This is a genomic window from Streptomyces sp. Mut1, assembly GCF_030719295.1.
GTDB lineage: Bacteria > Actinomycetota > Actinomycetes > Streptomycetales > Streptomycetaceae > Streptomyces > Streptomyces castrisilvae.
Genome location: NZ_CP120997.1, coordinates 6,145,699 through 6,169,191 on the forward strand (window position 1 = coordinate 6,145,699; position 23,493 = coordinate 6,169,191).

18 protein-coding genes are annotated in these 23,493 nt (G+C 72.0%); 5 read left to right on the forward strand and 13 right to left on the reverse strand.

Translation table 11 applies throughout. The features are described 5' to 3' along the window. A complete protein-coding gene (locus tag P8A18_RS26810) occupies nucleotides 1-1,500 on the reverse strand; it encodes an ATP-binding protein (RefSeq protein WP_306058467.1) in 1,500 nt (499 codons plus the stop codon). 564 nt (nucleotides 1,501-2,064) lie between these two features. Here P8A18_RS26810 and P8A18_RS26815 point away from each other — a divergent pair. Next, nucleotides 2,065-3,282: an FAD-dependent monooxygenase gene (locus P8A18_RS26815; protein WP_306058469.1), complete on the forward strand. Its 1,218-nt coding sequence runs from the start codon at nucleotides 2,065-2,067 to the stop codon at nucleotides 3,280-3,282. Nucleotides 3,283-3,358: 76 nt separating this feature from the next. On the opposite strand, the gene P8A18_RS26820 is transcribed toward P8A18_RS26815, so the two are convergent. From P8A18_RS26820 to P8A18_RS26865, 10 genes are all read right to left on the reverse strand, one after another. Beyond that, a complete protein-coding gene (locus P8A18_RS26820) occupies nucleotides 3,359-4,087 on the reverse strand; it encodes an ABC transporter ATP-binding protein (RefSeq protein ID WP_306058471.1) in 729 nt (242 codons plus the stop codon). 10 nt (nucleotides 4,088-4,097) lie between these two features. After that, complete coding sequence (locus P8A18_RS26825) at nucleotides 4,098-4,937, reverse strand: ABC transporter ATP-binding protein (protein WP_306058473.1); 840 nt, start codon at nucleotides 4,935-4,937, stop codon at nucleotides 4,098-4,100. Beyond that, nucleotides 4,934-6,949: an ABC transporter permease gene (locus tag P8A18_RS26830; RefSeq protein WP_306058475.1), complete on the reverse strand. Its 2,016-nt coding sequence runs from the start codon at nucleotides 6,947-6,949 to the stop codon at nucleotides 4,934-4,936. Before P8A18_RS26830 ends, P8A18_RS26825 begins: the two co-directional genes overlap by 4 nt. Before the next feature lies 1 nt (nucleotide 6,950). Continuing rightward, on the reverse strand, nucleotides 6,951-8,159 hold the full coding sequence (locus P8A18_RS26835; RefSeq protein WP_306061161.1) for an ABC transporter substrate-binding protein: 1,209 nt from the start codon (nucleotides 8,157-8,159) through the stop codon (nucleotides 6,951-6,953). A gap of 98 nt (nucleotides 8,160-8,257) precedes the next feature. Further along, a complete protein-coding gene (locus tag P8A18_RS26840; protein ID WP_018553557.1) occupies nucleotides 8,258-8,662 on the reverse strand; it encodes a roadblock/LC7 domain-containing protein in 405 nt (134 codons plus the stop codon). Beyond that, a complete protein-coding gene (locus P8A18_RS26845; protein ID WP_306058477.1) occupies nucleotides 8,659-11,073 on the reverse strand; it encodes a sensor histidine kinase in 2,415 nt (804 codons plus the stop codon). The genes P8A18_RS26840 and P8A18_RS26845 overlap by 4 nt, the downstream gene beginning before the upstream one ends. A gap of 810 nt (nucleotides 11,074-11,883) precedes the next feature. Next, the gene (locus tag P8A18_RS26850; RefSeq protein WP_306058479.1) at nucleotides 11,884-14,265 is read right to left on the reverse strand and encodes an ATP-binding cassette domain-containing protein; all 2,382 of its coding nucleotides are present in this window, start codon (nucleotides 14,263-14,265) and stop codon (nucleotides 11,884-11,886) included. 109 nt (nucleotides 14,266-14,374) lie between these two features. Then, the gene (locus P8A18_RS26855; RefSeq protein WP_306058480.1) at nucleotides 14,375-14,824 is read right to left on the reverse strand and encodes a helix-turn-helix transcriptional regulator; all 450 of its coding nucleotides are present in this window, start codon (nucleotides 14,822-14,824) and stop codon (nucleotides 14,375-14,377) included. A gap of 61 nt (nucleotides 14,825-14,885) precedes the next feature. Then, entirely contained in the window at nucleotides 14,886-15,968 is a 1,083-nt protein-coding gene (locus P8A18_RS26860; protein ID WP_306058482.1) for a hypothetical protein, read from the reverse strand. A 160-nt stretch (nucleotides 15,969-16,128) separates the two neighbouring features. Then, on the reverse strand, nucleotides 16,129-16,944 hold the full coding sequence (locus P8A18_RS26865) for an SAM-dependent methyltransferase (protein ID WP_306058484.1): 816 nt from the start codon (nucleotides 16,942-16,944) through the stop codon (nucleotides 16,129-16,131). 173 nt (nucleotides 16,945-17,117) lie between these two features. Here P8A18_RS26865 and P8A18_RS26870 point away from each other — a divergent pair, with 173 nt between their 5' ends. Together P8A18_RS26870 and P8A18_RS26875 are read left to right on the forward strand one after the other, a co-directional pair. Further along, complete coding sequence (locus tag P8A18_RS26870) at nucleotides 17,118-18,503, forward strand: lipase family protein (protein WP_306058486.1); 1,386 nt, start codon at nucleotides 17,118-17,120, stop codon at nucleotides 18,501-18,503. A gap of 455 nt (nucleotides 18,504-18,958) precedes the next feature. Beyond that, entirely contained in the window at nucleotides 18,959-20,134 is a 1,176-nt protein-coding gene (locus P8A18_RS26875) for a macrolide family glycosyltransferase (RefSeq protein WP_306058488.1), read from the forward strand. Between the two features lie 67 nt (nucleotides 20,135-20,201). Here the strand turns inward: P8A18_RS26875 and P8A18_RS26880 are convergent, their stop codons facing one another. Then, complete coding sequence (locus P8A18_RS26880; RefSeq protein WP_306058491.1) at nucleotides 20,202-21,164, reverse strand: electron transfer flavoprotein subunit alpha/FixB family protein; 963 nt, start codon at nucleotides 21,162-21,164, stop codon at nucleotides 20,202-20,204. Nucleotides 21,165-21,221: 57 nt separating this feature from the next. Beyond that, on the reverse strand, nucleotides 21,222-22,007 hold the full coding sequence (locus P8A18_RS26885) for an electron transfer flavoprotein subunit beta/FixA family protein (protein ID WP_306051231.1): 786 nt from the start codon (nucleotides 22,005-22,007) through the stop codon (nucleotides 21,222-21,224). Nucleotides 22,008-22,116: 109 nt separating this feature from the next. On the opposite strand from P8A18_RS26885, the gene P8A18_RS26890 reads away from it, so the two are divergent. Together P8A18_RS26890 and P8A18_RS26895 are read left to right on the forward strand one after the other, a co-directional pair. Continuing rightward, the gene (locus tag P8A18_RS26890; RefSeq protein ID WP_306058495.1) at nucleotides 22,117-22,881 is read left to right on the forward strand and encodes a TetR family transcriptional regulator; all 765 of its coding nucleotides are present in this window, start codon (nucleotides 22,117-22,119) and stop codon (nucleotides 22,879-22,881) included. 130 nt (nucleotides 22,882-23,011) lie between these two features. Beyond that, complete coding sequence (locus tag P8A18_RS26895) at nucleotides 23,012-23,413, forward strand: Zn-ribbon domain-containing OB-fold protein (protein ID WP_306058497.1); 402 nt, start codon at nucleotides 23,012-23,014, stop codon at nucleotides 23,411-23,413. The last annotated feature ends 80 nt before the right edge of the window (nucleotides 23,414-23,493 follow it).

Genomic DNA, 23,493 nt, shown 5'->3' on the forward strand with positions numbered 1-23,493 from the left:
TCAACGTCCTTCGTCCGTACGAGGGGGGTTCTGGTTGTCCCGGCTGCGGCGGCTGCCCGCCATCCACGCGGCGGCCACCGCGGGCCTGCCCGGCTCCACCACCGGTTCGGGCCCGGACCGGGCCGCGGCGGGCCGCTCGCCGCGCCGGCGGACGGTGAGCCCGCTGGCCGTGGTCGTCTGCGGCGGCCGGGCGCCCGGCCGCGGGTCGGGCGCGGGTGCGGACTCGGGCGCGGGTGCCTGCTCCTCGGCCCGTGCCCGCGCGGGCTCCGCGACCGGCTCGGACGCGGGCTCGGGCATGGGGCGGGTCATGGGCTCCGGCTCCGGCAGCAGGGAGGGCAGGGGCGCGGGCGGGGCCGGCGGGACGGCCGCCGGACGGGCCGCGGGCACCGTCTGCGCGGGAACCGGCCGGGAAGGACCGGGCGTCGTCAGCAGCTCCTGCGGGAGCACGATGATCGCGCGCGTGCCGCCGTACAGGTTCGGCGCCGTCAGCTCGACCCGGAAGCCGTACTGGTGGGCGAGGACCGAGGCGACCCGCAGACCCGTCTGCGGGTAGGCGCCCAGCCGGGTGATGTCGTCGCGCTGCTCACCGGACATCACCTCCCGGGCCCAGGTCAGCCGCTCGTCCTCCATCCGGAGACCGGCGTCGTCCACCACCAGGAACGCCGCGTTCGCCCCGTGCTCCAGGGAGACGTGCACCCGGGCGTTGGGCGGCGAGTAGCGCAGGGCGTTGTCCAGCAGCACGGCCAGGGCGTGGACGACCGCCTCCACGGCCCGGCTGCGCACGGCGAAGGACTCCAGGTCCGTGTGCTGGATGCGCTGGTAGCCCTCGACCCGGCCCATGGCGGTGCGCACGACATCGGTGAGCGTGGTGGCCGGCCAGCGGCGCGACAGCTTGTCACCGGCCAGGACGCCGTAGCCGGACGCGGTGAGCAGCATCTGCTGGGCCAGGTGGTCCATCTCGACCAGCGTCGCGTACGCCTCGTCCGAGACATGGCGGCGCACACCGGCGCTGATCGTGCTGCTCAGCTTCGCCGCGCGGTGCACCGTGCTGGAGGCGAATGCGCGGACCGCCGCGCGCGCCACGTCCACCGACTCCCGGCGGGCCTGGGTGACCTGACGCTCCGTCTCCGTCCAGACCTGGGCGAGCTGTTCCTCCGCCGCGTTCTGCGCGAGCCGGCTCGTCATGGTGATGGCGGAGCGCACCTGGTTGGCCAGCGCGCTCAGCCCGTTGGCGAGCTGCGTGTGCGCCAGCTGCGGCGGAACCGCCGGGTCGAGCTGGTAGGGACGCCCGGTCTGCGCCTCCGACGCGGCCGCCTGGACGACGGTCTGCGCGATGTACGCGACGAACTGCTCGGCGGCCCGCAGCTGCTGGGCGAGCTGCTCGCGCTGCTGCTGCGACTCGTCCGCCCGCCGCTTCTCGGCGCGCGCCCGGCGCAGGAAGTGGAACGACGCGCCGGCACCGGCCGCCAGCGCGAGCAGGATCAATATCAGTTCGGTCATCGGGTCCTCGCGAGAATCAGGGGGACGGTTCCTGCGGCCAGGGCCTGTCGGGCGGCCATGCCGGTCCGCGGGCCGTCGAGGCCGAAGCACCCGCTGCCGGGGGCGTGTCGCATCGTGTCTGTACTCCGTAGTACCCGGACTTCCGGGATCTGGCTGCGCTCGGGACGGCCGCCCGGGGGAGGGGGGCGTATCGCTCGGGGCGCGTCCGCGATCAGTTGCGGACGGGAACGGCGAGGCGTCTTCGCAGCGCGTCCGGGCCGGCGCCGGAGCCGGCCGGCGCGCGGTGTTCTGAGCATGTGACCGGCGAGGGGGACATGACAGAACCCTAATCCGAAACAGTCAACGAGCGCACAGGAACCGGAGTCTGACAGAGAGTCCGCAACGAAAAGAAACGGAATCACCTGCGACGTCCGCCCGTTGTGCACCCCTCGATAGGATTCCGTTCGAGCCCCGACCGAAAGGAACGGGCCAACCAGCGGCAATGCAAGCGAACTTCCGAAAAGCCGTCCGGCGGCAGAGCGGCCGAGCGGGCATTCGGGACATCAAGTGAGTGGAGAGCCAGACATGCGTGGAGGCAGCATCGCCGTGGTCGGCGGGAGCATAGCGGGGTGTGCCACGGCCCTGGCCGCGACGCGCGGAGGCGCCGAGAGGGTCACCGTCTTCGAACGCGCCGACGCCGAACTCCGGGACCGGGGCGTCGGGATCGCCCTGCAGAGCGACCGCTACAACGAGCTGAAGGACGCCGGATACGTCGCCCCCGAGATGCCCTGGGCCCCGCTGACCCGGCGGGTCTGGAGCGTACGCGATGGCGAAGCCGCCAACGGCCGGGCCATCGGCGAACAGCCGTTCCCCTTCCGCGCCTACAACTGGGGCTCGCTCTGGAGCGAGCTGCGCCGCCGGGTGCCCGAGGACGTCGACTACCGCTCCGGCGCCGTCGTCACCGCCGTGCGGCCCGACGACGAGGGGGCGACGCTGCGGCTCGCCGACGGGCACGAGGAGCACTTCGACCTGGTCATCGGGGCCGACGGATACCGTTCGGTGGTCCGCGAGGCCATGTTCCCCGGGGTCAGCGCCGAGTACGCCGGCTACATCGGCTGGCGCGGCGCGTCGGCGGACATCGAGGGGCTGCCGTCGGACGGCCTCGACGCGCACAACATCGTCTTCCCCGGCGGCCACTGCATGATCTACCGCATCCCGGACGGCACCGGCGGCCACCGCCTCAACTGGGTGCTCTACACCGCGCCCCCGCGGACCGACGGCCTCCACCCCGACCTGCGCACCCCCACCTCGCTGCCGCCCGGCCGCCTCAATTCCGAGCTCACCGACCACCTGCGCACCCTGGTCGCCGAAAACTTTCCGCCATTCTGGGCGGCCAAGGTCCTCGGCACGCCCGCCGAGACCACTTTCATACAGCCCATCTACGATCTGGCGGTCCCGCACTACACCTCGGGGCGCATGGTGCTCGTCGGCGACGCCGCCAGCGTCGCCCGGCCGCACGTCGGCGCCGGCAGCGTGAAGGCGCTCCAGGACGCCACCGCCCTGGAGGCCGCCTGGATCGCCGGGGACAGCTGGAAGGACGTGCTGGAGCGGTACGACAGCGGCCGGGGCGCGGTCGGCTCCGCCATGGTCGCCCTCGCCCGCCGGATGGGCAGCACCCAGGTCGAGAACACCCCTGACTGGTCCGCCATGGGCCAGCCGGAGTTCGACGCGTGGTGGCAGGACCAGAACAGCGGCTCCGACCGCAGCAGCGGCTTCGGCGGCCACAGCCTCAAGGTCAAGTAGCGCCGGACGCGGGAGGGGGGCGGTGACCGGAATCCGGTCACCGCCCCCCTCCCGCGTTTCGCGCGCGCCGCGCCGGTCAGGCCGGCGTCGGCGCGAGTTCGAGCGCGGCGTGCAGCGCGGTGGGGTCCGTACGGGCCTCGGCCCCGTCCAGCCGCAGTCCCACCCGCCCCGACGTCAGCACCGTCAGCGTGTGCGCGCACTCGGCCGCCTGGGCCGGACTCGGCGACACCAGCAGGACGGCGATGCCCTCGTCGGCCAGCGTGGTCACCAGCTCGTGGACCTGGCGGACCAGGGCCGGGGCCAGGCCCTCGGTCGGCTCGTCGAGCAGCAGCACACTCGGCGAACCGAGCAGCGCGCGGGCCAGGGCCAGCATCTGCTGCTCGCCGCCGGACAGGTCCGTACCCCGGTTGTTCCGGCGCTCGCCCAGCCGGGGCAGCAGCTCCAGCACGCGGGCGGGCGTCCACACGCTCGGGCGCGTGGTGTCGCCCCGGCGCGGCGGGCGGTAGGAGAGCCGCAGGTGTTCGGCGACGCTGAGGTTGGCGAAGACCCGGCGGCCCTGCGGCACGAGACCGATTCCGGCCCGGGCGGTCCGGTGGGCCGGCTGCCCCGTCACGTCCCGGCCGTCCAGCCGTACGGTGCCGGAGCCGGGGCGCATCAGACCGGCGACGGTGTGGACGAGCGTCGTCTTGCCCGCGCCGTTGTGGCCGACGACGGCGTGGACCGTGCCGGCGGGGACGGACAGATCGAGGCCGTGGAGGACGGTGCCGCCGTGGTAGCCGGCGGTCAGACCGGTGAGTTCGAGCATCGGGAGTCGGTCATCCTCTCGCTTCGGTGGTGCCCGTGACGAGGTCCGTGGCCTCGTGCTCCGGCTCCTCACCGGCCATCGGGCCCGTGTTGTGGTACGCGTCGCGCACCTCGGGATGGGCGAGCGCCTCCCGGGTCGGACCGGTGACGAGCACCCGTCCTGCCGCCAGCACGGTGACCGACGTCGCGAGCTCGGCGACCACCTCCACGTGGTGCTCGACCAGGACGATCGCCACGCTCGCCGGCAGGGCGCCGAGGATGGCGAGCAGCCGCCCGATGTCGCCGTCGGTCAGCCCGGCCGCCGGCTCGTCCAGGAGCAGCAGACGCGGATCGCCCGCCAGGGCGGCGGCCAGGTCGAGCATGCGGCGCTGCCCGTGGGAGAGCGTGGAGGCCGGGCGGTGCGCGAGGTCCGCGAGCCCGACGGTCTCCAGGTGCTGCCCCGCGGACTCGGCGTGCTGCCGGTAGCGGGACGGGCTGCGCCAGGCGCCCCGGCGCTTCGGGTGGTGCGGCCAGCCGGCCAGGACGATGTTGTCCAGCACCGTCAGTTCCGAGATCACCGACGGCTGCTGGAAGCTGCGGGCGATGCCCAGCCTGCTGCGTCTGGCGGTGGACGCGCGGGTGACGTCCGTCCCGTTCAGCGCGATCGTGCCGTGGTCGGGCCGGTCGGTGCCGGCGATGAGGTTGAGCAGGGTCGTCTTGCCCGCGCCGTTGGGGCCGATGACGGCGTGCCGGGCGCCCGCGGGCAGCCGCAGGCTGACGTCGTCTACGGCGGTGAGACTGCCGTACCTGCGGGTGAGGCGGTCGAGGTCCAGCACGGGGGCCGCCGGTGCGGCGGTCGGTGCGGGCGTCATGGGGAGACCTTCCCGGCGGGGGACGGGGCGGGCGTGGCTACGGCGGGAGGCGTCCCGTCCGGTGCGGGCCGGCCGATGGCGGTGCGCAGGCCGGCCAGACCGCGCGGCAGCAGGTACACGGCGGCGATGAACAGCATGCCGAGCAGCAGCGGTCCGTGGCCGGGCCAGGAACTCGCGACCCAGTCCCGGGTGAAGACGATGAGCCCGGCGCCCAGCAGGCCGCCGATCACGGATGTCGCGCCGCCGATGACGACGGCGAGCAGGGCGAACGCGGCGATCTCGAAGCCGACGTCGGCGGGGGACAGGTACTGCTGGACGGTGACCATCAGCGAGCCGCCGACGCCGGCCAGCGCGCCCGCGCAGATGTGGGCCACCAGCAGGTAGCGCCCCACGGGGTGGCCCGAGGCCCGCATCCGCGCCTCGGCGCCCCGCGTCCCGGTCAGCAGCTTGCCGGCCGGGGAGCGCAGCACCAGCAGGGTCAGGGCCACGGCGACGACGGCGACGACGAGCGCGTAGACGTACAGCTCGCTCTCCTCGGTCATGCCCTCACCGCCCCACAGCGCCTGGGTGGCCGGGAAGCCGACCAGTCCGTCGGCACCGCCGGTGACGGACTTGACCTGGTTGATCACCGCACTCGTCAGCTCGCCGACGGCGAGCGTGATCATCAGGACGGTGGTGCCCCGGGCCCGGATCACGGCGGGCCCGGTCAGCGCCGAGAACACCGCGGCCGCCAGCGCCGAGAGGACGATCTGGACCGGGCCCATCGTCCACCCGGCGTCCGCGAGATTGGCGGTGGCGTACGCGCCGACGGCGAACGGGGCGGTCTGCCCGAGGGTGGGCAGACCGGCGTAACCGGTCAGCACGGTGACACTGACCGCGAGCAGCCCCAGGGCCAGGGCGGACCCGGCCAGCGAGATGCTGTACGGGTCGAGCATGCCCGGCAGCGCGAACAGCAGGGCGAGCAGCACGAGCAGCGGGACGGCCTGCCGCCACCCGTTCCCGCGCAGCCACGCCCCGAACCGCCCGGGAGCCGCGTCGGCGGTCTCCCGGGCCGGTGCCGCGACCGTGCGGGAACGGTTCTGCAACCGCGCGGCGAGGAGACGTCGGAGCCGGGCGAGCGGGTCCGACGACGGGCCCTGCTCCTCGTGCGCCGCGGGCTCCGCGAAGCGGGAGCGGAACACCAGCACCGCCGCCATCGCGGCGAACAGCAGGTACGGGGCCAGGTCCGGCAGCAAGGAGACGCCCAGGGTCTGGACCTCGCCCACGGCGACCGCCGCGAAGAGCGTCGCCCACAGGGAGCGCAGCCCGCCGAGGACGACGACCACGAGGGACAGCATCAGGACGTTCTCGGAGGTGCCGGGCCCCGGGCCGATGATCGGCGCCCCGAGCACGCCCGCCGCACCGGCCAGCGCACCCGCCGCCGCGAGCACACCGGTGTGCACGGCACGGGGGTTGTGTCCGGTGGCCGCGAGCATCTGGGGATCGTCCGCCGACGCCCGTACCGCGGCCCCCACCCGGGTCCGGGTCAGCACCCAGGTACCGAAGGCGGCCAGGACGACGGCCATGGCGATGAAGCAGAGCCGGTAGGCGGGGTAGCGGTGGCCCAGCAGGTGGACCGAGGAGTCGAGCGCGCCGGGGACGCGCACCGGCAGCTCGTCCGCTCCGAAGAACTGGATGAGCAGATCACCGCCGACCAGCGCTATCCCGAAGGTCAGCAGGGCTTGAGCGAGATGCCCACGCCGGGCGAGCGGAACCGTCGCGGCGGACAGCCCCGCCCCGGCGAGGGCGGCGGCGGCCGTTCCGGCGGCCAGCCCGATGACGAGGCCGCCCCAGGTTCCGTCGCTCAGCTCGGCGCCCGTGTAGGCGCCGATCGCGTACAGCATGCCGTGCGAGAGATTCAGTACGCCGGCGGTGCCGAACGCGAGACTCAGGCCGGCGGCGACCACGAACAGCAGCAGCCCGTAGGCCACTCCGTCCACCGCCGGCACGAGGTGGGCATCAAGAAGCTCCATGTCAGCCGCCGAGTGTCGCCAGGTCCTGGACCATGACGTTGGACAGCTGGTTGCCGTCCGGACGCACCTGGCGCAGGTACCAGGTCTGGACCGGCGCGTGGCTCTTCGCGCCGAACTCCCACGAGCCGCGGGGGCTGTCGATCTGGCCCAGGCCGTCGATGGCCTTGTTGATGGTCTGCGGCGTCACGTCGCCCTTCTTCGCGGCGTCCGCGATCGCCTTGTCCAGCACGGCGGCGGCGTCGTAGGACGACATCGCGTACGTGGTCGGCTGGGTGTCGTGCTCGGCGGTCCAGTCGGCGGCGAACTTGCGGTTGGCCGCGTTGTCGAGGTCCGGCGCGTAGTTCAGGACGGAGTAGATGCCCTTCGCCGCCTGGCCCTCGGCCTGGAGCACGCTGCCCTCGGTGACGAAGGCGGTGTACAGCGGCAGGTCGGCGATGTCGGACTGCGCGTACTGCTTGGCGAAGTCGATCGCCGCCTTGCCCGCGTAGAAGCAGTAGACGGCCTTGGCGTCCGTCTTGGCGATCTCCGCGAAGTACGGCATGAAGTTGGTCGTCTGCGGGAACGGCGTCCACTTGGTCTTGCCGTCGGGGTTGGCGAGCTCACCCTTGATGCGCTTGAACTCGTCGGTGAACCCGCGCAGTTCGTCGTAACCGCCCTGGTAGTCGGGGCCGATCGCGTAGACCGGTCCGTTCACCTTCTCCTTGACGTACGGGGCGATGGCCTTGCCCGGCTCGTCGGACATGAAGCTCGTCGTCCAGACGTACGTGTCGTCCTTGACCTCGGGCCGGGCGTTGGAACCCAGGAACGGGATCTTGGCCTGGTTGACCAGCGGCAGCACCGCGTTGACCGAGCCACCGCCGACGAGGCCGGTCAGCACGTCGACCTTGTCCTTCTTGACCAGCTTGGTGGCGGCCGGAACCGCGGTCGGCGGACCGTCGCCCTCGTCGGCGACGATGAGCTCGACCTTGCGCCCGCCCAGCTTGTTGTCGTGCGTCTTCAGGTAGAGGTCGAAGCCGTCCCGCAGGTCGGTGCCGACCGACTTGTAGGTGCCGGACAGGGAGGCGACCAGGCCGACCTTGATGGTCTCGTCGCCGGAGCCGCTGTCGCTGCTGCATCCGGTGACGGTGGCCAGGCCCAGGGCGAGGGCGGCGGCGCCGGCCGGGCGCAGGAATCTGCGGTGGCGGGTACGGCGGGGTATGTCGAAGAACATGGGAGCTCTCATCGGGGGAGTGTCGGACAACGGTGTGACCCGACCGCGGAGTCGGCTCCGCGGACGGGTCGGTGCGGCCGTGGGGGGACGGCCGACGGTCAGTGCGTGGGGGAGTGGTGCGAGGAACGGACCTGCGGGGACAGCGAGTCGCCGACCTGGTTGATCAGCTCGGACATCATGTAGCTGACCTCACCGATGTCCGCGTCCCTGGTGGTGGTCACCAGGAGCGAGGCACCGCTGGAGACGGCCATGGAGAACATGTAGCCGCCCTCCATCGCGGTGAGGCTGTGCTCGACCGGGTCGGTGTTCGTCAGCTGTGCTGCCGCGGAAAGCAGGTTGACGACGCCGGAGGCGATGGCGGCCAGCCGGTCGGCGTCGTCACGCTCCACACCGGTGTATGCCAGCGCGAGTCCGTCCACGGACACGGCTATCGCCTGGGTGACCTCCGGGATGCGTCCGGCGAAGTCGCTCAGGATCCAGCTCAGGTCGGTGGGTGAGGTCATTTCTTGGTCCGTTCGGTGTTGTCATCGGTGGCGGAACGCCCGCGGGGGTTCGTGCTCCGGCTGATGCCCTGGGCGTAGGCCGCGAGGACGTCGGAGACCTGCCGGGAGTCCCGGCGGCGGGGTGACGGCCTCGGCGTGGCGGTGCCGGACCGCTGATCGGTGCCGCCCCGCTTGCCCAGGGTGGGCCACTGCTGGGGCGTGTTGCGCTGCCGCAGGGGCAGGCCGGACGCGCTGACCCCGGCGATCCGCGAGACCGGCTCCTCGTGCACGGGGTGCGGGGAGGGCGCGGCGCCGCTCTCGCGCCTGTCCTCGCCCTTCTCACGCGCCGGACCCTCGTGGTCGTCGCGCTTCCCCGCGTCGGAGGGGCGTTCCGGGCGGGAGCCGATGCTCGCGCCGACGGGACGGCCGGGCCGGCCCTGCACGTCGCGCGTCGGGCGGCCGGCGGTGACCGGGCGCGGCGCCTCGTAGCGGACCTCGTCGCGCCGGTCCTCGCCGGGCGCGCCCTGGACGGGGGGAGCCTCGACGGCGACCTCGGCCAGCACGGACTTGGGCAGGGTGACCTCGGCGATGGTGCCGGGGCCCGAGGAGTCGCGGAGTTCGACAACGATGCCGTGCCGGGCGGCCAGCCGTGCCACCACGTGCAGACCCATGGAACGTACGTCCCCGATGCCCGCCTTGGGCTCGCGCAGCGCGGCGTTGTGCACGGCGCGGCGCTCGGGGGAGATGCCCACGCCCTCGTCGACGATCTGGACGACGGCCCGGTCCCAGAGCCGCCAGACGGCGACCCCGACCTGCGCGTCGGGCGGCGAGAAGCGGGTCGCGTTGTCCAGGAGCTCGGCCAGGATGTGGGCGACGTCGTGCACGGCGCGGGCGGCGATGCCGATGCCGGCCTCGATGGCGCCGAGGGAGACCCGGTCGAAGCGTTCGATCTGCTGGGCGGCGGCCACGATGACGGTGGAGCAGCCGATGTCCGCGGAGCGCACCCGGGCGTTGCCGTAACCGCCGAGGACCAGCAGGTTGTTGGTGTTGCGCTCCATGCGGATGGCGAGGTGGTCGAGCGCGAAGAGCGTCTTCATGCGCTCCGGGTCGGCCTCGTCGCGCTGCACGGTGTCCAGCTCGGACACCATGACGCTGGTCAGCTGGGCGCCCCGGCGGGCGACCCGGACCAGGGTCTCCGCGAACTGTTCGTGTACGCGCGCCTGTTCGGCGGCGAGCCGGACGGCCTCGTGGTGGACGGCGTTGAACGCCTCACCGACCTCACCGATCTCGTCCCCGCCCGTGGTCTCGATCGGGTTGCCGGTCCGCTCCGCGACCTGCTCGGGCGTGGAGCCGCTCAGCGCGCCGGGCTGGGACAGCTCGCTCATGACGGCGGGCAGCCGGGTGTGGGCGACCTCGTGCGCGGCGTTGCGCAGGTCGCGCAGCCGGCGGATCATGACGCGGCCGAGGCGGATGGCGACGACGACGACGCCGACCAGGGTCAGCAGCACCAGGGCGACTTCGCCGCCGGCGGTCCACAGCAGCCTGGTGCGTTCCTTGTCGACGGTCGCGGCGACGGACGCGTCGATCCGCTTCTCCACCGAGTGCAGCAGGGTCTGGCGGTCCTCGGACGCGGTCACCCACTCCTTGGGGGTGACGCCGATGGCCTTGCTGGTGTCCGTACGCCCGATCTTGTCCTCCAGCTTGCGGGAGGCCAGGGCCTTCGGGCCGGAGAGGGTGCGCTCCAGCCAGGTCCGCCACTCCGCGGGGCCGAGACCGAACAGCTTCCCGGTCGACTCGGTGTAGCCGAGCCGGGTGGCGTCGAACGTGCGCTGCGAGGCGACCGTGAAGCCGCCCGCGGCCTGCGCCCTCATGACCGTGACCTGCTGCTGGGCGGTGTACTCGGCGGCCTCGGACAGGGCGGCGGCCGCGCGGATGCGGTCGGCGATCTCGGCGTCGACCCCGTCGGCCTGCGCGATGCCGTCGCGGTAGCCGTTGAGGTCGGCGATCACGATCCGGTAGCCGAAGGCGAGCGCGGAGATCGTGGTGCTGCCCGAGCGCACCTGCGCGCGCAGGGCGGGGAGTTCATCGATGAAACGGTCGATACGGTCCAGCGACTCCTGGGCGCTTCCGGGCACCTCGGACAGGTGCTTGATCCGGCTGCTGAAGGTGGCGATGCTCTTATCGGTCGCCTGCGAGGTTTCCTGGAAGGCGGCCGAGTCCCCTTGGTGCGAGACCAGGGCTGTGGCTGCCGCGCGTTCGCGCTGCAGCTGATGAGTTAAATCGGCGGCGCCGGCGGCTACATCGACCATGGAGGCCAGCCGGTTCGCCTGGAGCGCCTGGTTGGTCGCGGGTGCGAGGGCCAGGGCCGAGAAGGTGACCGCGACAGTGAGGGGCGCGGTGACCAGCAGGACGAGACGACGATTGATTTTCACTGCGCGGCTCCATCGCCGGAACCGGTGCTGAGTATCGGTGACACGCAGATACCTGTTAACGGGTTGTGGGGTGTCGGTAGGGACGCTCGTACATCATGTGCACAGTTGCGGATGGGACAGGCGGGGCGGGCGGGGCTCCAGTGGCGCGGCTTGATCCTATGCCCAGTGCACAACCCCGGATGCGGGCAGTGTCGAAAATTTGCGTTCACGCAGAAGCGCAGAAACGATCCGCTTCGATCGGACCCGTCTCCGAGGCGGACGTCGAGAGGCTAAGCGGAATGGTCAACTCCCGCTTGCGCGCGCCCGTCCAACCCTTGTGTCACCGGGAGGTAAGGCGCCACGCCTCCCCGAGGCGGAATGATCAACGGGGCCCCGCTCCGACCCGTTTCGCCAACCCCCACCGGGGGCCGCGTCGTTGCGGAAAGGTTAGATCCGATTAGCGAAGGCGATTGTTCTGGTTCGGCCCCCGCCGGCCGGGTGGTCGCGCGACGCCACAGGTCGGCGACGGTGAGTGGTTCAATGTTCAAGTGGCCCACTGTGAAGGGTTGGTGGCGGTATGACAGGGTTCATCACCCCACGCACACGGCCCACTCCGGTGCGAATCGGCCATCTTGAAAAGGCTCATGGGCTCCACGGCCCGTCGTCTTGACCTGATCGGACATCCGGTCCGGCCGCCGCCCGTCCGGATCGGGCATCCGGTCCGGCCGCCGCCCGTCCGGATCGGGCATCCGGTCCGGCCGCCGCCCGCCCGACGGGCACGGAGAAGCGCCTGCCCGGCCGCCGTGGGCCGGACAGGCGCCGCTGTGTCACTCAGGCACCGACGTACCGCGCGAGGTGCTCACCCGTCAGCGTGGACCGGGCGGCGACGAGGTCGGCCGGAGTGCCTTCGAAGACGAGGGTGCCGCCGTCGTGGCCGGCGCCGGGACCCAGGTCGATGATCCAGTCGGCGTGCGCCATGACGGCCTGGTGGTGCTCGATGACGACGACCGACTTGCCCGCGTCCACCAGCCGGTCGAGCAGCCCGAGGAGCTGCTCCACATCCGCGAGGTGGAGGCCGGTGGTCGGCTCGTCGAGCACGTACACACCGCCCTTCTCGCCCATGTGCGTGGCGAGCTTCAGCCGCTGGCGCTCACCGCCGGAGAGCGTGGTGAGCGGCTGGCCGAGGCTGAGGTAGCCGAGCCCGACGGCCGCGAGGCGTTCGAGGACGCGGTGCGCGGCCGGCGTACGCGCCTCGCCGGAGCCGAAGAACTCCTCCGCCCGGTCCACCGACATCCCGAGCACCTCGCTGATGTCCCGCCCGCCGAGCCGGTATTCGAGCACGGAGGCCTGGAAACGCCGGCCCTCGCACTCCTCGCAGACCGTGGCGACGCCCGCCATCATCGCCAGGTCCGTGAAGACGACCCCCGCGCCGTTGCACACCGGGCACGCGCCCTCGGAGTTGGCGCTGAACAGGGCGGGCTTCACTCCGTTGGCCTTGGCGAACGCCTTGCGGACCGGGTCGAGCAGCCCGGTGTACGTGGCCGGGTTGCTCCGCCGCGAACCGCGGATCGGGCTCTGGTCGACCGACACCACCCCGTCCCGCCCGGACACCGAGCCATGGATCAGCGAGCTCTTGCCGGATCCCGCGACACCCGTGACGACGGTCAGCACCCCGAGCGGGATGTCCACATCGACGCCGCGCAGGTTGTTCGCCGTCGCACCCCGCACCTCCAGCGCCCCGGTGCGCTCCCGGGTGGCCTCCTTGAGCGCGGCCCGGTCGTCGAAGTGGCGGCCGGTGACGGTGTCCGAGGCACGCAGCCCGTCGACCGTGCCCTCGAAGCAGACGGTGCCGCCCGCCGTACCGGCGCCCGGACCGAGGTCCACCACATGGTCCGCGATCGCGATCGTCTCCGGCTTGTGCTCCACGACCAGCACCGTGTTGCCCTTGTCCCGCAGGCGCAGCAGCAGGTTGTTCATCCGCTGGATGTCGTGCGGGTGCAGACCGGCGGTCGGCTCGTCGAAGACGTACGTGGTGTCGGTCAGCGAGGAGCCGAGGTGGCGGATCATCTTGACGCGCTGCGCCTCACCGCCGGACAGGGTGCCGGCCGGCCGGTCCAGCGCCAGATAGCCGAGGCCGATCTCCACGAACGAGTCCAGGGTCTGCCCCAGCGCGCCGAGCAGCGGCGCCACCGAGGGCTCGTCCAGACCGCCGATCCAGGCGGCCAGGTCGCTGGTCTGCATCGCGCAGGCGTCCGCGATGCTGATCCCGGCGATCTTCGAGGACCTGGCGCCCGCACTGAGCCGGGTGCCCTCGCAGGCGGGGCAGGTGGTGAAGGTGACCGCCCGCTCCACGAACGCCCGGATGTGCGGCTGGAGCGAGTCCTTGTCCTTGGACAGGAAGGACTTCCGGATCTTGGGGATGAGTCCCTCGTAGGTGAGGTTGACGCCCTCCACCTTGACCTTGGTCGGCTCCCGGTGGAGGAAGTCCCGCATCTCCTGCTCGGTGAACTTCGCGATCGGCTTGTCCGGGTCCAGGAAACCGGACTCGGCATAGACCCGCACGGTCCAGAAGCTGTCCGACTTCCAGCCGGGAATGGTGAACGCGCCCTCCGCGAGGGACTTGGAGTCGTCGTACAGCTGGCTGAGGTCGATGTCGGAGACGGTGCCCCGGCCCTCGCACTCGGTGCACATGCCGCCGGTCCGGCTGAAGGTCGCCTTCACGGCCTTCTTGTTGCCGCGCTCGACGGTGATCGCGCCGCTCGCCTTCACGGACGCGGTGTTGAAGGAGTACGCGCTGGGCGGGCCGATGTGCGGGGAGCCGAGGCGGCTGAAGAGGATGCGCAGCATGGCGTTGGCGTCGGTGGCCGTGCCCACCGTGGAGCGGGTGTCGCCGCCCATCCGCTGCTGGTCGACGATGATCGCCGTCGTCAGCCCTTCGAGGACGTCCACCTCGGGCCGGGCCAGGGCCGGCATGAACCCCTGGACGAAGGCGCTGTACGTCTCGTTGATCAGCCGCTGCGACTCGGCGGCGATGGTGTTGAACACCAGCGAGCTCTTGCCGGAACCGGACACCCCCGTGAACACCGTCAGCCGGCGCTTGGGGATCTCGATGCTGACATCCTTCAGATTGTTCACGCGCGCCCCGTGCACACGGATCAGATCGTGGCTGTCGGCGGCGTGCGGCCGCGTGCCCCTGCCGGTGGCCCTGCTCATCGTGTCTCCCTCGGTTGGCGGGGCCGCCCGGCCGCCCCGTCGTCGCCGCCCGGTCCCGGCCGGCGGTCCTGCCCGTGAACCCCGGCGCACCCGCGGCGCCGGACGTTCCTCACGCTAGCGGCGGACCCTGCGGCCGTGCTTCTCGATTCCTGACCGGACGGGTCACCTGCTTCGCCACGCACGACGGGATCCCCACCGTCGAGCGCGCCGCCTCCTGCCGGTAGGTGCTCGGCGGCATCCCGACCAGCTCGGTGAAGCGCGTGCTGAACGTGCCGAGCGACGCGCAGCCGACAGCGAAGCACACCTCGGTGACGCTGAGGTCCCCCCGCCGCAGCAGCGTCATCGCCCGCTCGACGCGCCGGGTCATCAGGTAGCCGTACGGTGACTCCCCGTACGCGCGCCGGAACTCGCGGCTCAGATGGCCGGCCGACATGTGCGCCCCGCGCGCGAGCGCCTCGACGTTCAGCGGCTGGGCGTACTCCCGGTCGATCCGGTCCCGGACCCGGCGCAGCCGGGCGAGGTCGCGCAGATGCTGCGCCGCGTCGGTTCTGCTGGTCACGGTCGAAAGCGTACGGGGTGGGGGCGCCGCCCGCCCGGCACCGACGGGCGGGCGGCGGAGATCACGTACGCGTGTAGGTGCCGCACTCCGCGTCACCCCTGCCCCGCGTCAGTTCGTCCACCGTGGTGCTCCGGTCGTACGGGTCCACAGGAGGCCCCTCGCCCGCGCCGGTCCCCTCGTCGAACGTGGGGACGAAGTAGCCGGTGTCGTTGTCGCAGCCGCCGTTGGCGGAGTCCACCTTGTAGGACAGCAGAGTGAAGGTCCCCGGCTCGGTGATCACCTTCGACGGGTCGTCCCAGCTCATCACGATCTCCCGGCGCACGACCGTGCGGGCGACGTCCTCACCGCCGCCCGCCGCCCGCACGAGCGGATAGACGAAGGTGACGTCGGCGGTCACCTCGACGGCACCGCGCTCGCCCTCCCGGTAGGTGATCCGGCCGCGCGTCCTGACCACGTCCCCGGCCAGGCGCGCGTACGACGGATCGAAGCGGCTGAACAGCAGCAGCGGATTGTTCTTCCGTGACGGGCTGTCGAAGGCGCTCGCCAGGAACGCCTTGGTGTCCGCCTGCTTCGGGTTGAGCGCCGCGATGGCCTTCTCCGGGCGCTCCCCGCGCAGCACACCCAGGTCCACGCCTGCGTCCACGAGGAAGGCGAGGCTGTCGTCGAGCGCCCGCGCCACCTGCTGCTCGCTCATCCAGCCGGCCGCCCGCGCCTTCGGCAGTGTGATCCCGGCCGCCCCGTCCGCCCAGCGCGCCGCCGGGGACCCCCTGAACGGATCTTCGGGCGTGGGCCGTTGGAGCGCCGCCTCGGTGGCCGGCGGCGCGCTGGGGCGCACCGACTCCGCCGTGAGCGGGGTGTCGTCCTCGCCGGAGCCGAACCAGCCGGTCACCAGGTCCGGCTTGAGGGCCACGACGAACAGCGCGACGACGAGCAGCAGGCCCACCACGTACCAGCCCCGGCCGCGCCGCCGGGGCGGCTGGTGGCCGCGCCAGGGTTCGGGCGGGCCGGTCTCCTCCCGCAGCCGCTGGGACACCATCCGGGCCCGCGCCGACGGCTCCTCGGGGGCGCCGGCGGTTCCGGCCTCGGCCTCCCGCAGGAAGCGTTCCCACTCCTCGTCCGGTATGGATGACCCGCCGTTGTCCACGCTGTGCTCCCGCCCCTTCCGGCACGCCGCCGGGGGTGTGAACACCCCGGCCGGTCCGTTTTTCCGTGCATCATCACACAGCCCGGCGGCACCCGGCGCGGGGGCTTCCCGCGCCAAGTGCCCACCGGGCCGGTGCAGATGGGACGGGGTGTGCCGGGGGTTACGGCTTGCGGCCGACCGCCACGTACCCCGGGGTGACGACGTCACCCGTGCCGGGGACCGGCTCACCGAGTTCGGGGTGCCAGGCCTCGGCGGCGACGATGCCGGGCTCCACGATTTCCAGCCCGTCGAAGAACGCGGCGAACTGGGCGCGGCTGCGCGGCGCCAGCGTGAGCGTGTTGGCCCGGTACATCTCGTCCACCTGGCGGGCCTCCTCCGGGTGGAAGTCGGCGGTGATCTGCGAGATGACCATGTAACTGCCGGGCGCCAGCACCTCGGTGAGCCGGCTGACCAGCTCGTACGCGCCGTCCTCGTCGCTCACGAAGTGCAGCAGCGCGATCATCGACAGGGCCACCGGGGCGCTGAAGTCCAGCGTCTTTCCGGCGCGTTCGAGGATCGTGTCGACGTTGCGCGCGTCGGCCTGCACGTAGTCGATGACACCCTCGGGCGTGCCCTTGAGCAGCGCCTCGGCGTGGGCCAGCACGATCGGGTCGTTGTCGCAGTAGACGACCCGGGTGGTGGGTTCGGCCGTCTGGGCCACCTGGTGCAGGTTGGGCTCGGTGGGTATCCCCGTGCCGATGTCCAGGAACTGGCGGACGCCCTGGGTGGACAGCCAGCGGGTGGCCCGGTGCATGAAGGCGCGGTTGATCTTCGCCATCACCGGCACATTCGGTTCGACGGCCAGCATCTGACGGCCCATGGCCTCGTCCACCGGGTAGTTGTCCTTGCCGCCGAGGAACCAGTCGTACATCCGCGCGGGGTGCGGCTTGCTGGTGTCGATGAGCGGGGATGTGGCGTCGTTCTCCGGTCGGGACATGGCGAACTCCAGGGTGCGGGAGGCTGCGGATGATCAGCTCGGACCAAGGATAGGTAACTCGGCAGCCGGCGAACGATAGTTACCACAGCGTAACTTACTCATGGGTTACCTGTGGTAACTACCGTTGCTAGTTTGCGCTCACCCGTATTTCGGAGCAGAGCGAGGAGTGAGCTGTGAGCCGCAAGGACAGCCGTTCCACCGTCCCCTTGACCCCCACCCGCCGCCGGCGCCCCGGCGCCCTGCGCGCGGCGGCCGTCGCCGTGACCGCGGCGGCCTGCGTAGCCGCGTACGCCGCGCCCGCGTCCGCCACGGACGGAACCGAACCCGTCGTCTCCCGGGGCGTGACCATCCCCGTCTTCTACAACCCGCCCACCGAACTGCCCGCCGCCAACGGGGCGCTGATCCGCCAGGAGCCGCTGCCGCTCGGCGCGAGCCTGCCCGGCCTCGACGGCCGCCCGATGCCGGGCACGGCCACCCGCCTGATGTACCGGTCGACCGACTCGAACGGGGAGCCGGTCGCCGTGACCGGCGCCTACATCGAACCCTCCGCCGCCTGGAAGGGCAGCGGCCCGCGCCCGCTGGTGGCACTGGGCTCGGGCACCATGGGCCAGGGCGACCAGTGCGCGCCCTCGCTGGCGCTCCAGAACCCGCTCACCCTGACCGGTGACACCGTGTCGGTCGGCTACGAGATCCTCGCCGTCTACCGGCTCCTGTCCGCGGGCGTCTCCGTCGTCGTCACCGACTACGTGGGCCTCGGCGCCACCGACCGCCTGCACACCTACGTCAACCGGGTGGACGAGGGCCACGCGCTGCTCGACGCGGCCCGCGCCGCGCACGCGCTCCCCGGCACCTCGCTGACGCCCGAGTCCCGTACCGGGCTGTACGGCTACAGCCAGGGCGGCGGGGCCAGCGCGGCGGCCGCCGAACTCCAGCCCTCGTACGCCCCGGACGTCAACCTCGCCGGTACGTACTCCGGGGCGCCGCCGGCCGACCTGACCGCGGTCATGAAGGGCATCGACGGCAGCGCCCTGGCCGGCGCCCTCGCCTGGTCGATCAACGGCTTCGCGCAGGCCGACCCCGACCTGCGCGACGTCGTCGAGGCCAACATCAACGACGCCGGGCGGGCCGCGCTGAAGGACGCGTCGACCATGTGCGTGGGCGACGCGATCCTCGGCTACGGCTTCGCGAAGAGCAGCAAGTGGACCACCACCGGCAAGTCGCTCGGCGACATCATCGCCGCCGAGCCCAAGGCGCAGGCCGCCCTCGACAAGCAGCGCATCGGCGCCCTGAAGCCCGCCGGCCCCGTGCGGCTGGCGACCGGCATCCAGGACGACATAGTCCCGCACCGTCAGGCACGTCAACTGGCCGTGGACTGGTGCGGCAAGGGCGCCAACGTCACCTACGACGCCGTCATCCTGCCCAACCTGGGCGACAAGATCCTCACCAACCACCTGGTCCCGCTCATCACCGACCAGGGGGACGCCATCTCCTGGATGACCGACCGCCTCTCGGGCAAGCCGGCCTCCTCCAACTGCTGGTCGATGCCGATCCAGCCCTGACACCACCCCTGTCCGCGCCCGCACCCCGGCCCGCACCGGAGTGCGGGCGCGGACGTGCGCGCACCTCGGTGGGACCGTGGGGGCGGAGCCCACCCGGCTGGGTGTGCGCCAGGTCACGGGAACCCTCCGCTTCCCGCGGAGAGGTACAAGATGTGACACACACCGAAGACGCGGGCAGCCTGCGCCGACGCCTGCGGGAGGGCGACCGCGAGACGTTCGCCGGCCTGTACGACGCCCACGCGCGCACGGGAAAAACACCGTGCGTGCGGGCCGGACGGAGGTTAGGCTCGCACCATGAACATCTGCCAGCTCTACGGCTGACGCGGACGGGGCAGGCCCCCGACCCCGTCCGGCACACCGCATACGCGCGCCCACGGCCCGGCCCCCGCCGGGGTGGCCGACGCGCCGGTCTGCCGTATCCACTTCCGCCGCAGAGCTGAAACGAGTGATTCCTCATGTCCCGTCGCCGTGCCCATATCGCCATGGTCGGTATCCCCGCCGTGAGCCATGTCCTGCCGAGCATCGAGGTCATCCGCGAACTGGTGGCCCGCGGCCACCGCGTCACCTACGCCAACGATCCGGTGATGGCCGAGCGCATCGAGGCCACCGGCGCCACCTTCGTCCCGTACGACTCCGGGCTCCCGGTGGCCGACAACAACTGGCCCGACGACCCCATCGCCGCGATGGACCTCTTCCTCGACGAAGGCATCCGCGCCCTGCCGCAGCTGCGCGCCGTCTACGACCGGGACCCGGCGGACCTCTACCTCTACGACATCGGCGCGTACGCCGCCCGCGCGCTCGCCGAGTCGCAGAACCGCCCCCTCATGCAGCTGTCCCCGACCTTCGTCGGGTGGCGGAGCTACGAGAAGGACGTGGCGGCGCACCTGTGGGCGCTGCCCGGCGCCGACGACTACCGGGCGAAGTTCACGCGGTGGCTCGCCGGCTGCGGCGCCACCACCACGGACATGGACGTCTTCCCCGGACGCCCCGACCACGCCCTGGCCCTGATCCCCCGGGCGATGCAGCCGCACGCCGACGACGTCGACACCGACACCGTCACCTTCGTCGGCCCCTGCTTCGCCGGGCGCGGCGACGAGCAGACCTGGACCCGTCCCGCCGGGGCGGAGAAGGTGCTCCTGATCTCGCTGGGGTCGGCGTACACCAACCGCCCCGGGTTCTACCGCCACTGCCTGGAGGCCTACGGCGACCTGCCCGGCTGGCACGTCGTGCTCCAGATCGGCGGCCACACCGACCGGGAGGAGCTGGGCGCCATCCCCGGCAACGTCGAAGTGCACCGCTGGGTACCGCAGTTGGCGATCCTGCACCAGGCCGACGCCTTCATCACGCACGCCGGGATGGGCGGCAGCTCCGAAGGGCTGTACACCGGGGTGCCGATGATCGCCGTCCCGCAGGGCGTCGACCAGTTCATGAACGCCGACAAGCTCGTCGAGCTCGGTGTGGCCCGCCGCATCGACACCGACGACGCCACCCCCGAAGCGCTGCGCGAGGCCCTCGCGGCGCTGGTCTCCGACCCGGAGGTCGCACGGCGCTCGGCCCGGCTGCGTGACGAAGCCCGCGCGGAGGGCGGCACCGGGCGGGCCGCGGACCTGGTGGAGGAACTGCTCGGCTGATACGACGCGGCCGGGGCGGTGAGCGGGTCTTCCCCGTTCACCGCCCCGGCCGGTCGAGCCCGCGGGATCAGCCCTTGCGGGTGTTGATCTCCTCGGTCAGCTGGGGGACGACGTCGAAGAGGTCGCCGACGACGCCGTAGTCCACGAGGTCGAAGATCGGGGCCTCGGAGTCCTTGTTGACCGCGACGATCGTCTTCGAGGTCTGCATCCCCGCCCGGTGCTGGATCGCGCCGGAGATGCCCGAGGCGATGTACAGCTGCGGCGAGACGGACTTGCCGGTCTGGCCGACCTGGTTGGTGTGCGGGTACCAGCCGGCGTCCACCGCCGCGCGCGAGGCACCGACGGCCGCACCGAGCGAGTCGGCGAGGGCCTCGATGACCGCGAAGTTCTCCGCGCCGTTGACACCGCGGCCGCCCGAGACCACGATCGCGGCCTCCGTCAGCTCCGGACGCCCCGTCGACTCGCGCGGGGTGCGGGAGAGGACCTTGGTGCCCGAAGCCCCGGCGGAGAACTCCACCGCCAGCTCCTCCACCGCACCCGCGGCCGAAGCCGGCTCGACCGGCGCCGAGTTCGGCTTGACCGTGATCACCGGAGTGCCGCGCGATACCCGCGACTTCGTCGTGAACGACGCCGCGAACGCCGACTGCGTCGCCACCGGGCCCTGCTCACCCGCCTCCAGATCCACCGCGTCCGTGATCAGACCCGACCCGATCCGCACCGCGAGGCGCGCGGCGATCTCCTTGCCCTCGGCCGAGGACGGAACCAGCACCGCCACCGGCGACACCGCCCCGTACGCCGCCTGCAACGCGTCCACCTTCGGCACGACCAGGAAGTCGCCGTACTCGGAGGCCTCCGAGACCAGCACCTTCACCGCGCCGTGCTCCGCCAGCACACCCGCCGTGTCCGACGCGCCCGCACCCACCGCGAGCGCCACCGGCTCACCGACGCGGCGCGCCAGCGTCAACAGCTCCAGCGTCGGCTTGCGGACCGCACCGTCCACATGATCGACAAAGACGAGAACCTCAGCCATCAGACTTCCCCACTCCTGCACATCGGCGACAACGACCACGAACCAGCGAAACGGAACTCAGATGAACTTCTGACCGGCCAGGAACCCGGCCAGCTGCTTGCCGCCCTCGCCCTCGTCCTTCACGATCGTGCCCGCGGTGCGGGCCGGACGCTCGGCCGCGGAGTCGACCGCGGTCCAGGAACCCGCCAGACCCACCTCGTCCGCGTCGATACCCAGGTCGTCCAGGTCCAGGGACTTCACCGGCTTCTTCTTCGCCGCCATGATCCCCTTGAACGACGGATACCGGGCCTCACCGGACTGATCGGTCACCGACACCACCGCCGGCAACGACGCCTCCAGCTCCTCCGACGCACTGTCACCATCACGCCGGCCCCGGACGACACCGCCCTCCACCGACACCTGCGACAGCAACGTCACCTGCGGCACACCCAGCCGCTCCGCCAGCAGCGCCGGAACCACACCCATCGTCCCGTCCGTCGACGCCATCCCCGAGATCACCAGGTCGTAACCCGTCTCCTCGACAGCCTTCGCCAGCACCAGCGACGTACCGATCACATCCGAACCGTGCAGATCGTCGTCCTCGACGTGAACCGCCCTGTCCGCACCCATCGACAACGCCTTGCGCAACGCGTCCTTGGCATCCTCCGGACCCACCGTCAACACGGTGACCTCCGCATCGTCCGCCGCGTCCGCGATCTGCAACGCCTGCTCGACCGCGTACTCGTCCAGTTCCGACAGCAGACCGTCGACATCCTCACGGTCCAACGTCAGGTCATCGGCGAAATGCCGGTCACCGGTCGCGTCGGGCACGTACTTCACACAGACAACGATCCTCAAGCTCACGCCGGCTCTCCCTGTACCTGGTGGTGTCCTGCGGGAATCCTATGGCACTCAGTACCCTGCGTAAAGGTACCCAGTGTCAGCGGGGTGCTTTCGGTGTTACGTTTCCGGCATGACCGAAGACCGCGGACCGGCCAAGAAGCCCCCCATGCGTGACGTGCTCGCCGAGGCGGCCTTCGGGCTCTTCATGGAGCGCGGGTTCGAGCGGACCACGGTGGACGACATCGTCGCGAGGGCGGGGGTGGGGCGGCGCTCGTTCTTCCGCTACTTCCCCTCGAAGGAGGACGCGGTCTTCCCCGATCACGAGCGCTGCCTCGCGGACATGACCGCGTTCCTCGCGGCCGCGGGCGACGACGACCCGGTCGCCACGGTGTGCGACGCGGCGCGGCTGGTGCTGCGGATGTACGCGGAGAACCCGGAGTTCTCCGTACAGCGCTACCGGCTCACCCGGGAGGTGCCCGGACTGCGCACCTACGAACTCTCCGTGGTGCGCCGCTACGAGCGGACCCTCGCCGGCTACCTGGAGCGGCGCTGGGCCGAGGCCCCGGACGCTCCGTCGGACGCCGCGCTGCGGGCCGAGGTGATCGCGGCATCGGTCGTCGCCGCGCACAACAACGGGCTGCGGTCCTGGCTGCGTTCGGGCGGCGAGGGTGACGCGGGGGCGGAGGTGGACCGGGCGCTGGAGCTCGTGCGCGCGGTGTGGAGCGAGGCGGACGGACGCCCCGTCACCCGGGCGCCACAACCCGCCCCCGTCACCACCGCCCCGGCCCCGTCCGCCTCCGTGGGCGAGGACGAGGTGATCGTCATGGTCGCGCGCAAGGGGGCGCCGATGTGGCGCGTGGTCCAGCACATCGAGTCCGCGCTCGGCACCGCCTGACGGCCGAAGAGAGCCACATCACTTCTTCGCGGCACTCAGTGCCTTTACTTCATGGAACTAAGTGCCATACGGTGCCGGTGTGCCATCGCCGAGGGTGCGGCGCGGCCGAGTCGAGCGCGGGAGGCGGAACGTGTTCAGTACCGGAATCGACGTGGGGCCGCCGGCCCGCGAGGCAGTGCGGCCGGACAGCCACGAGGGGCTGGTCTACCAGGTGTGCCGGTGGTGCGGCACGGCCTCGTTCCGCAAACTCCTGTGCCCCGTCTGCGCGTCGAGCGACCTCGAATCGGAGCGCAGCGACGGATACGGCGTCGTCGTGCGTTCCAGCGTCGTCAACCGCTACTCGCGGGTGATGCGCAACGAGTCCCTGGTCCGCTTCCCCGAGGGCTTCGTCTACCGGTGCCGCATCGTGGGCGCGGCCCCGCACCTCGTGAACGTCGGCGACCGGGTCCGCCCGGTCGGCGGCAGGACCTCCGAGGCCGGCGAAGTGGTGCTCGAACTCTGCGAGCCGCCCGGCTCCTCCGGCTGGTACTGAGCGGGCAGGCCGTTTCCGCCGGAGGCGTGCCGCGCCGTCACGCCTCCGGACGGCGCGGCACGGCGAGGACGCACCGGTAC

Bases quoted from the DNA above. Each gene is read 5' to 3' on its own strand.
- P8A18_RS26810 (WP_306058467.1), bottom strand. From the start codon at position 1,500: ATGACCGAACTGATATTGATCCTGCTCGCGCTGGCGGCCGGTGCCGGC.
- P8A18_RS26815 (WP_306058469.1), top strand. From the start codon at position 2,065: ATGCGTGGAGGCAGCATCGCCGTGGTCGGCGGGAGCATAGCGGGGTGT.
- P8A18_RS26820 (WP_306058471.1), bottom strand. From the start codon at position 4,087: ATGCTCGAACTCACCGGTCTGACCGCCGGCTACCACGGCGGCACCGTC.
- P8A18_RS26825 (WP_306058473.1), bottom strand. From the start codon at position 4,937: ATGACGCCCGCACCGACCGCCGCACCGGCGGCCCCCGTGCTGGACCTC.
- P8A18_RS26830 (WP_306058475.1), bottom strand. From the start codon at position 6,949: ATGGAGCTTCTTGATGCCCACCTCGTGCCGGCGGTGGACGGAGTGGCC.
- P8A18_RS26835 (WP_306061161.1), bottom strand. From the start codon at position 8,159: ATGTTCTTCGACATACCCCGCCGTACCCGCCACCGCAGATTCCTGCGC.
- P8A18_RS26840 (WP_018553557.1), bottom strand. From the start codon at position 8,662: ATGACCTCACCCACCGACCTGAGCTGGATCCTGAGCGACTTCGCCGGA.
- P8A18_RS26850 (WP_306058479.1), bottom strand. From the start codon at position 14,265: ATGAGCAGGGCCACCGGCAGGGGCACGCGGCCGCACGCCGCCGACAGC.
- P8A18_RS26865 (WP_306058484.1), bottom strand. From the start codon at position 16,944: ATGTCCCGACCGGAGAACGACGCCACATCCCCGCTCATCGACACCAGC.
- P8A18_RS26875 (WP_306058488.1), top strand. From the start codon at position 18,959: ATGTCCCGTCGCCGTGCCCATATCGCCATGGTCGGTATCCCCGCCGTG.
- P8A18_RS26880 (WP_306058491.1), bottom strand. From the start codon at position 21,164: ATGGCTGAGGTTCTCGTCTTTGTCGATCATGTGGACGGTGCGGTCCGC.
- P8A18_RS26890 (WP_306058495.1), top strand. From the start codon at position 22,117: ATGACCGAAGACCGCGGACCGGCCAAGAAGCCCCCCATGCGTGACGTG.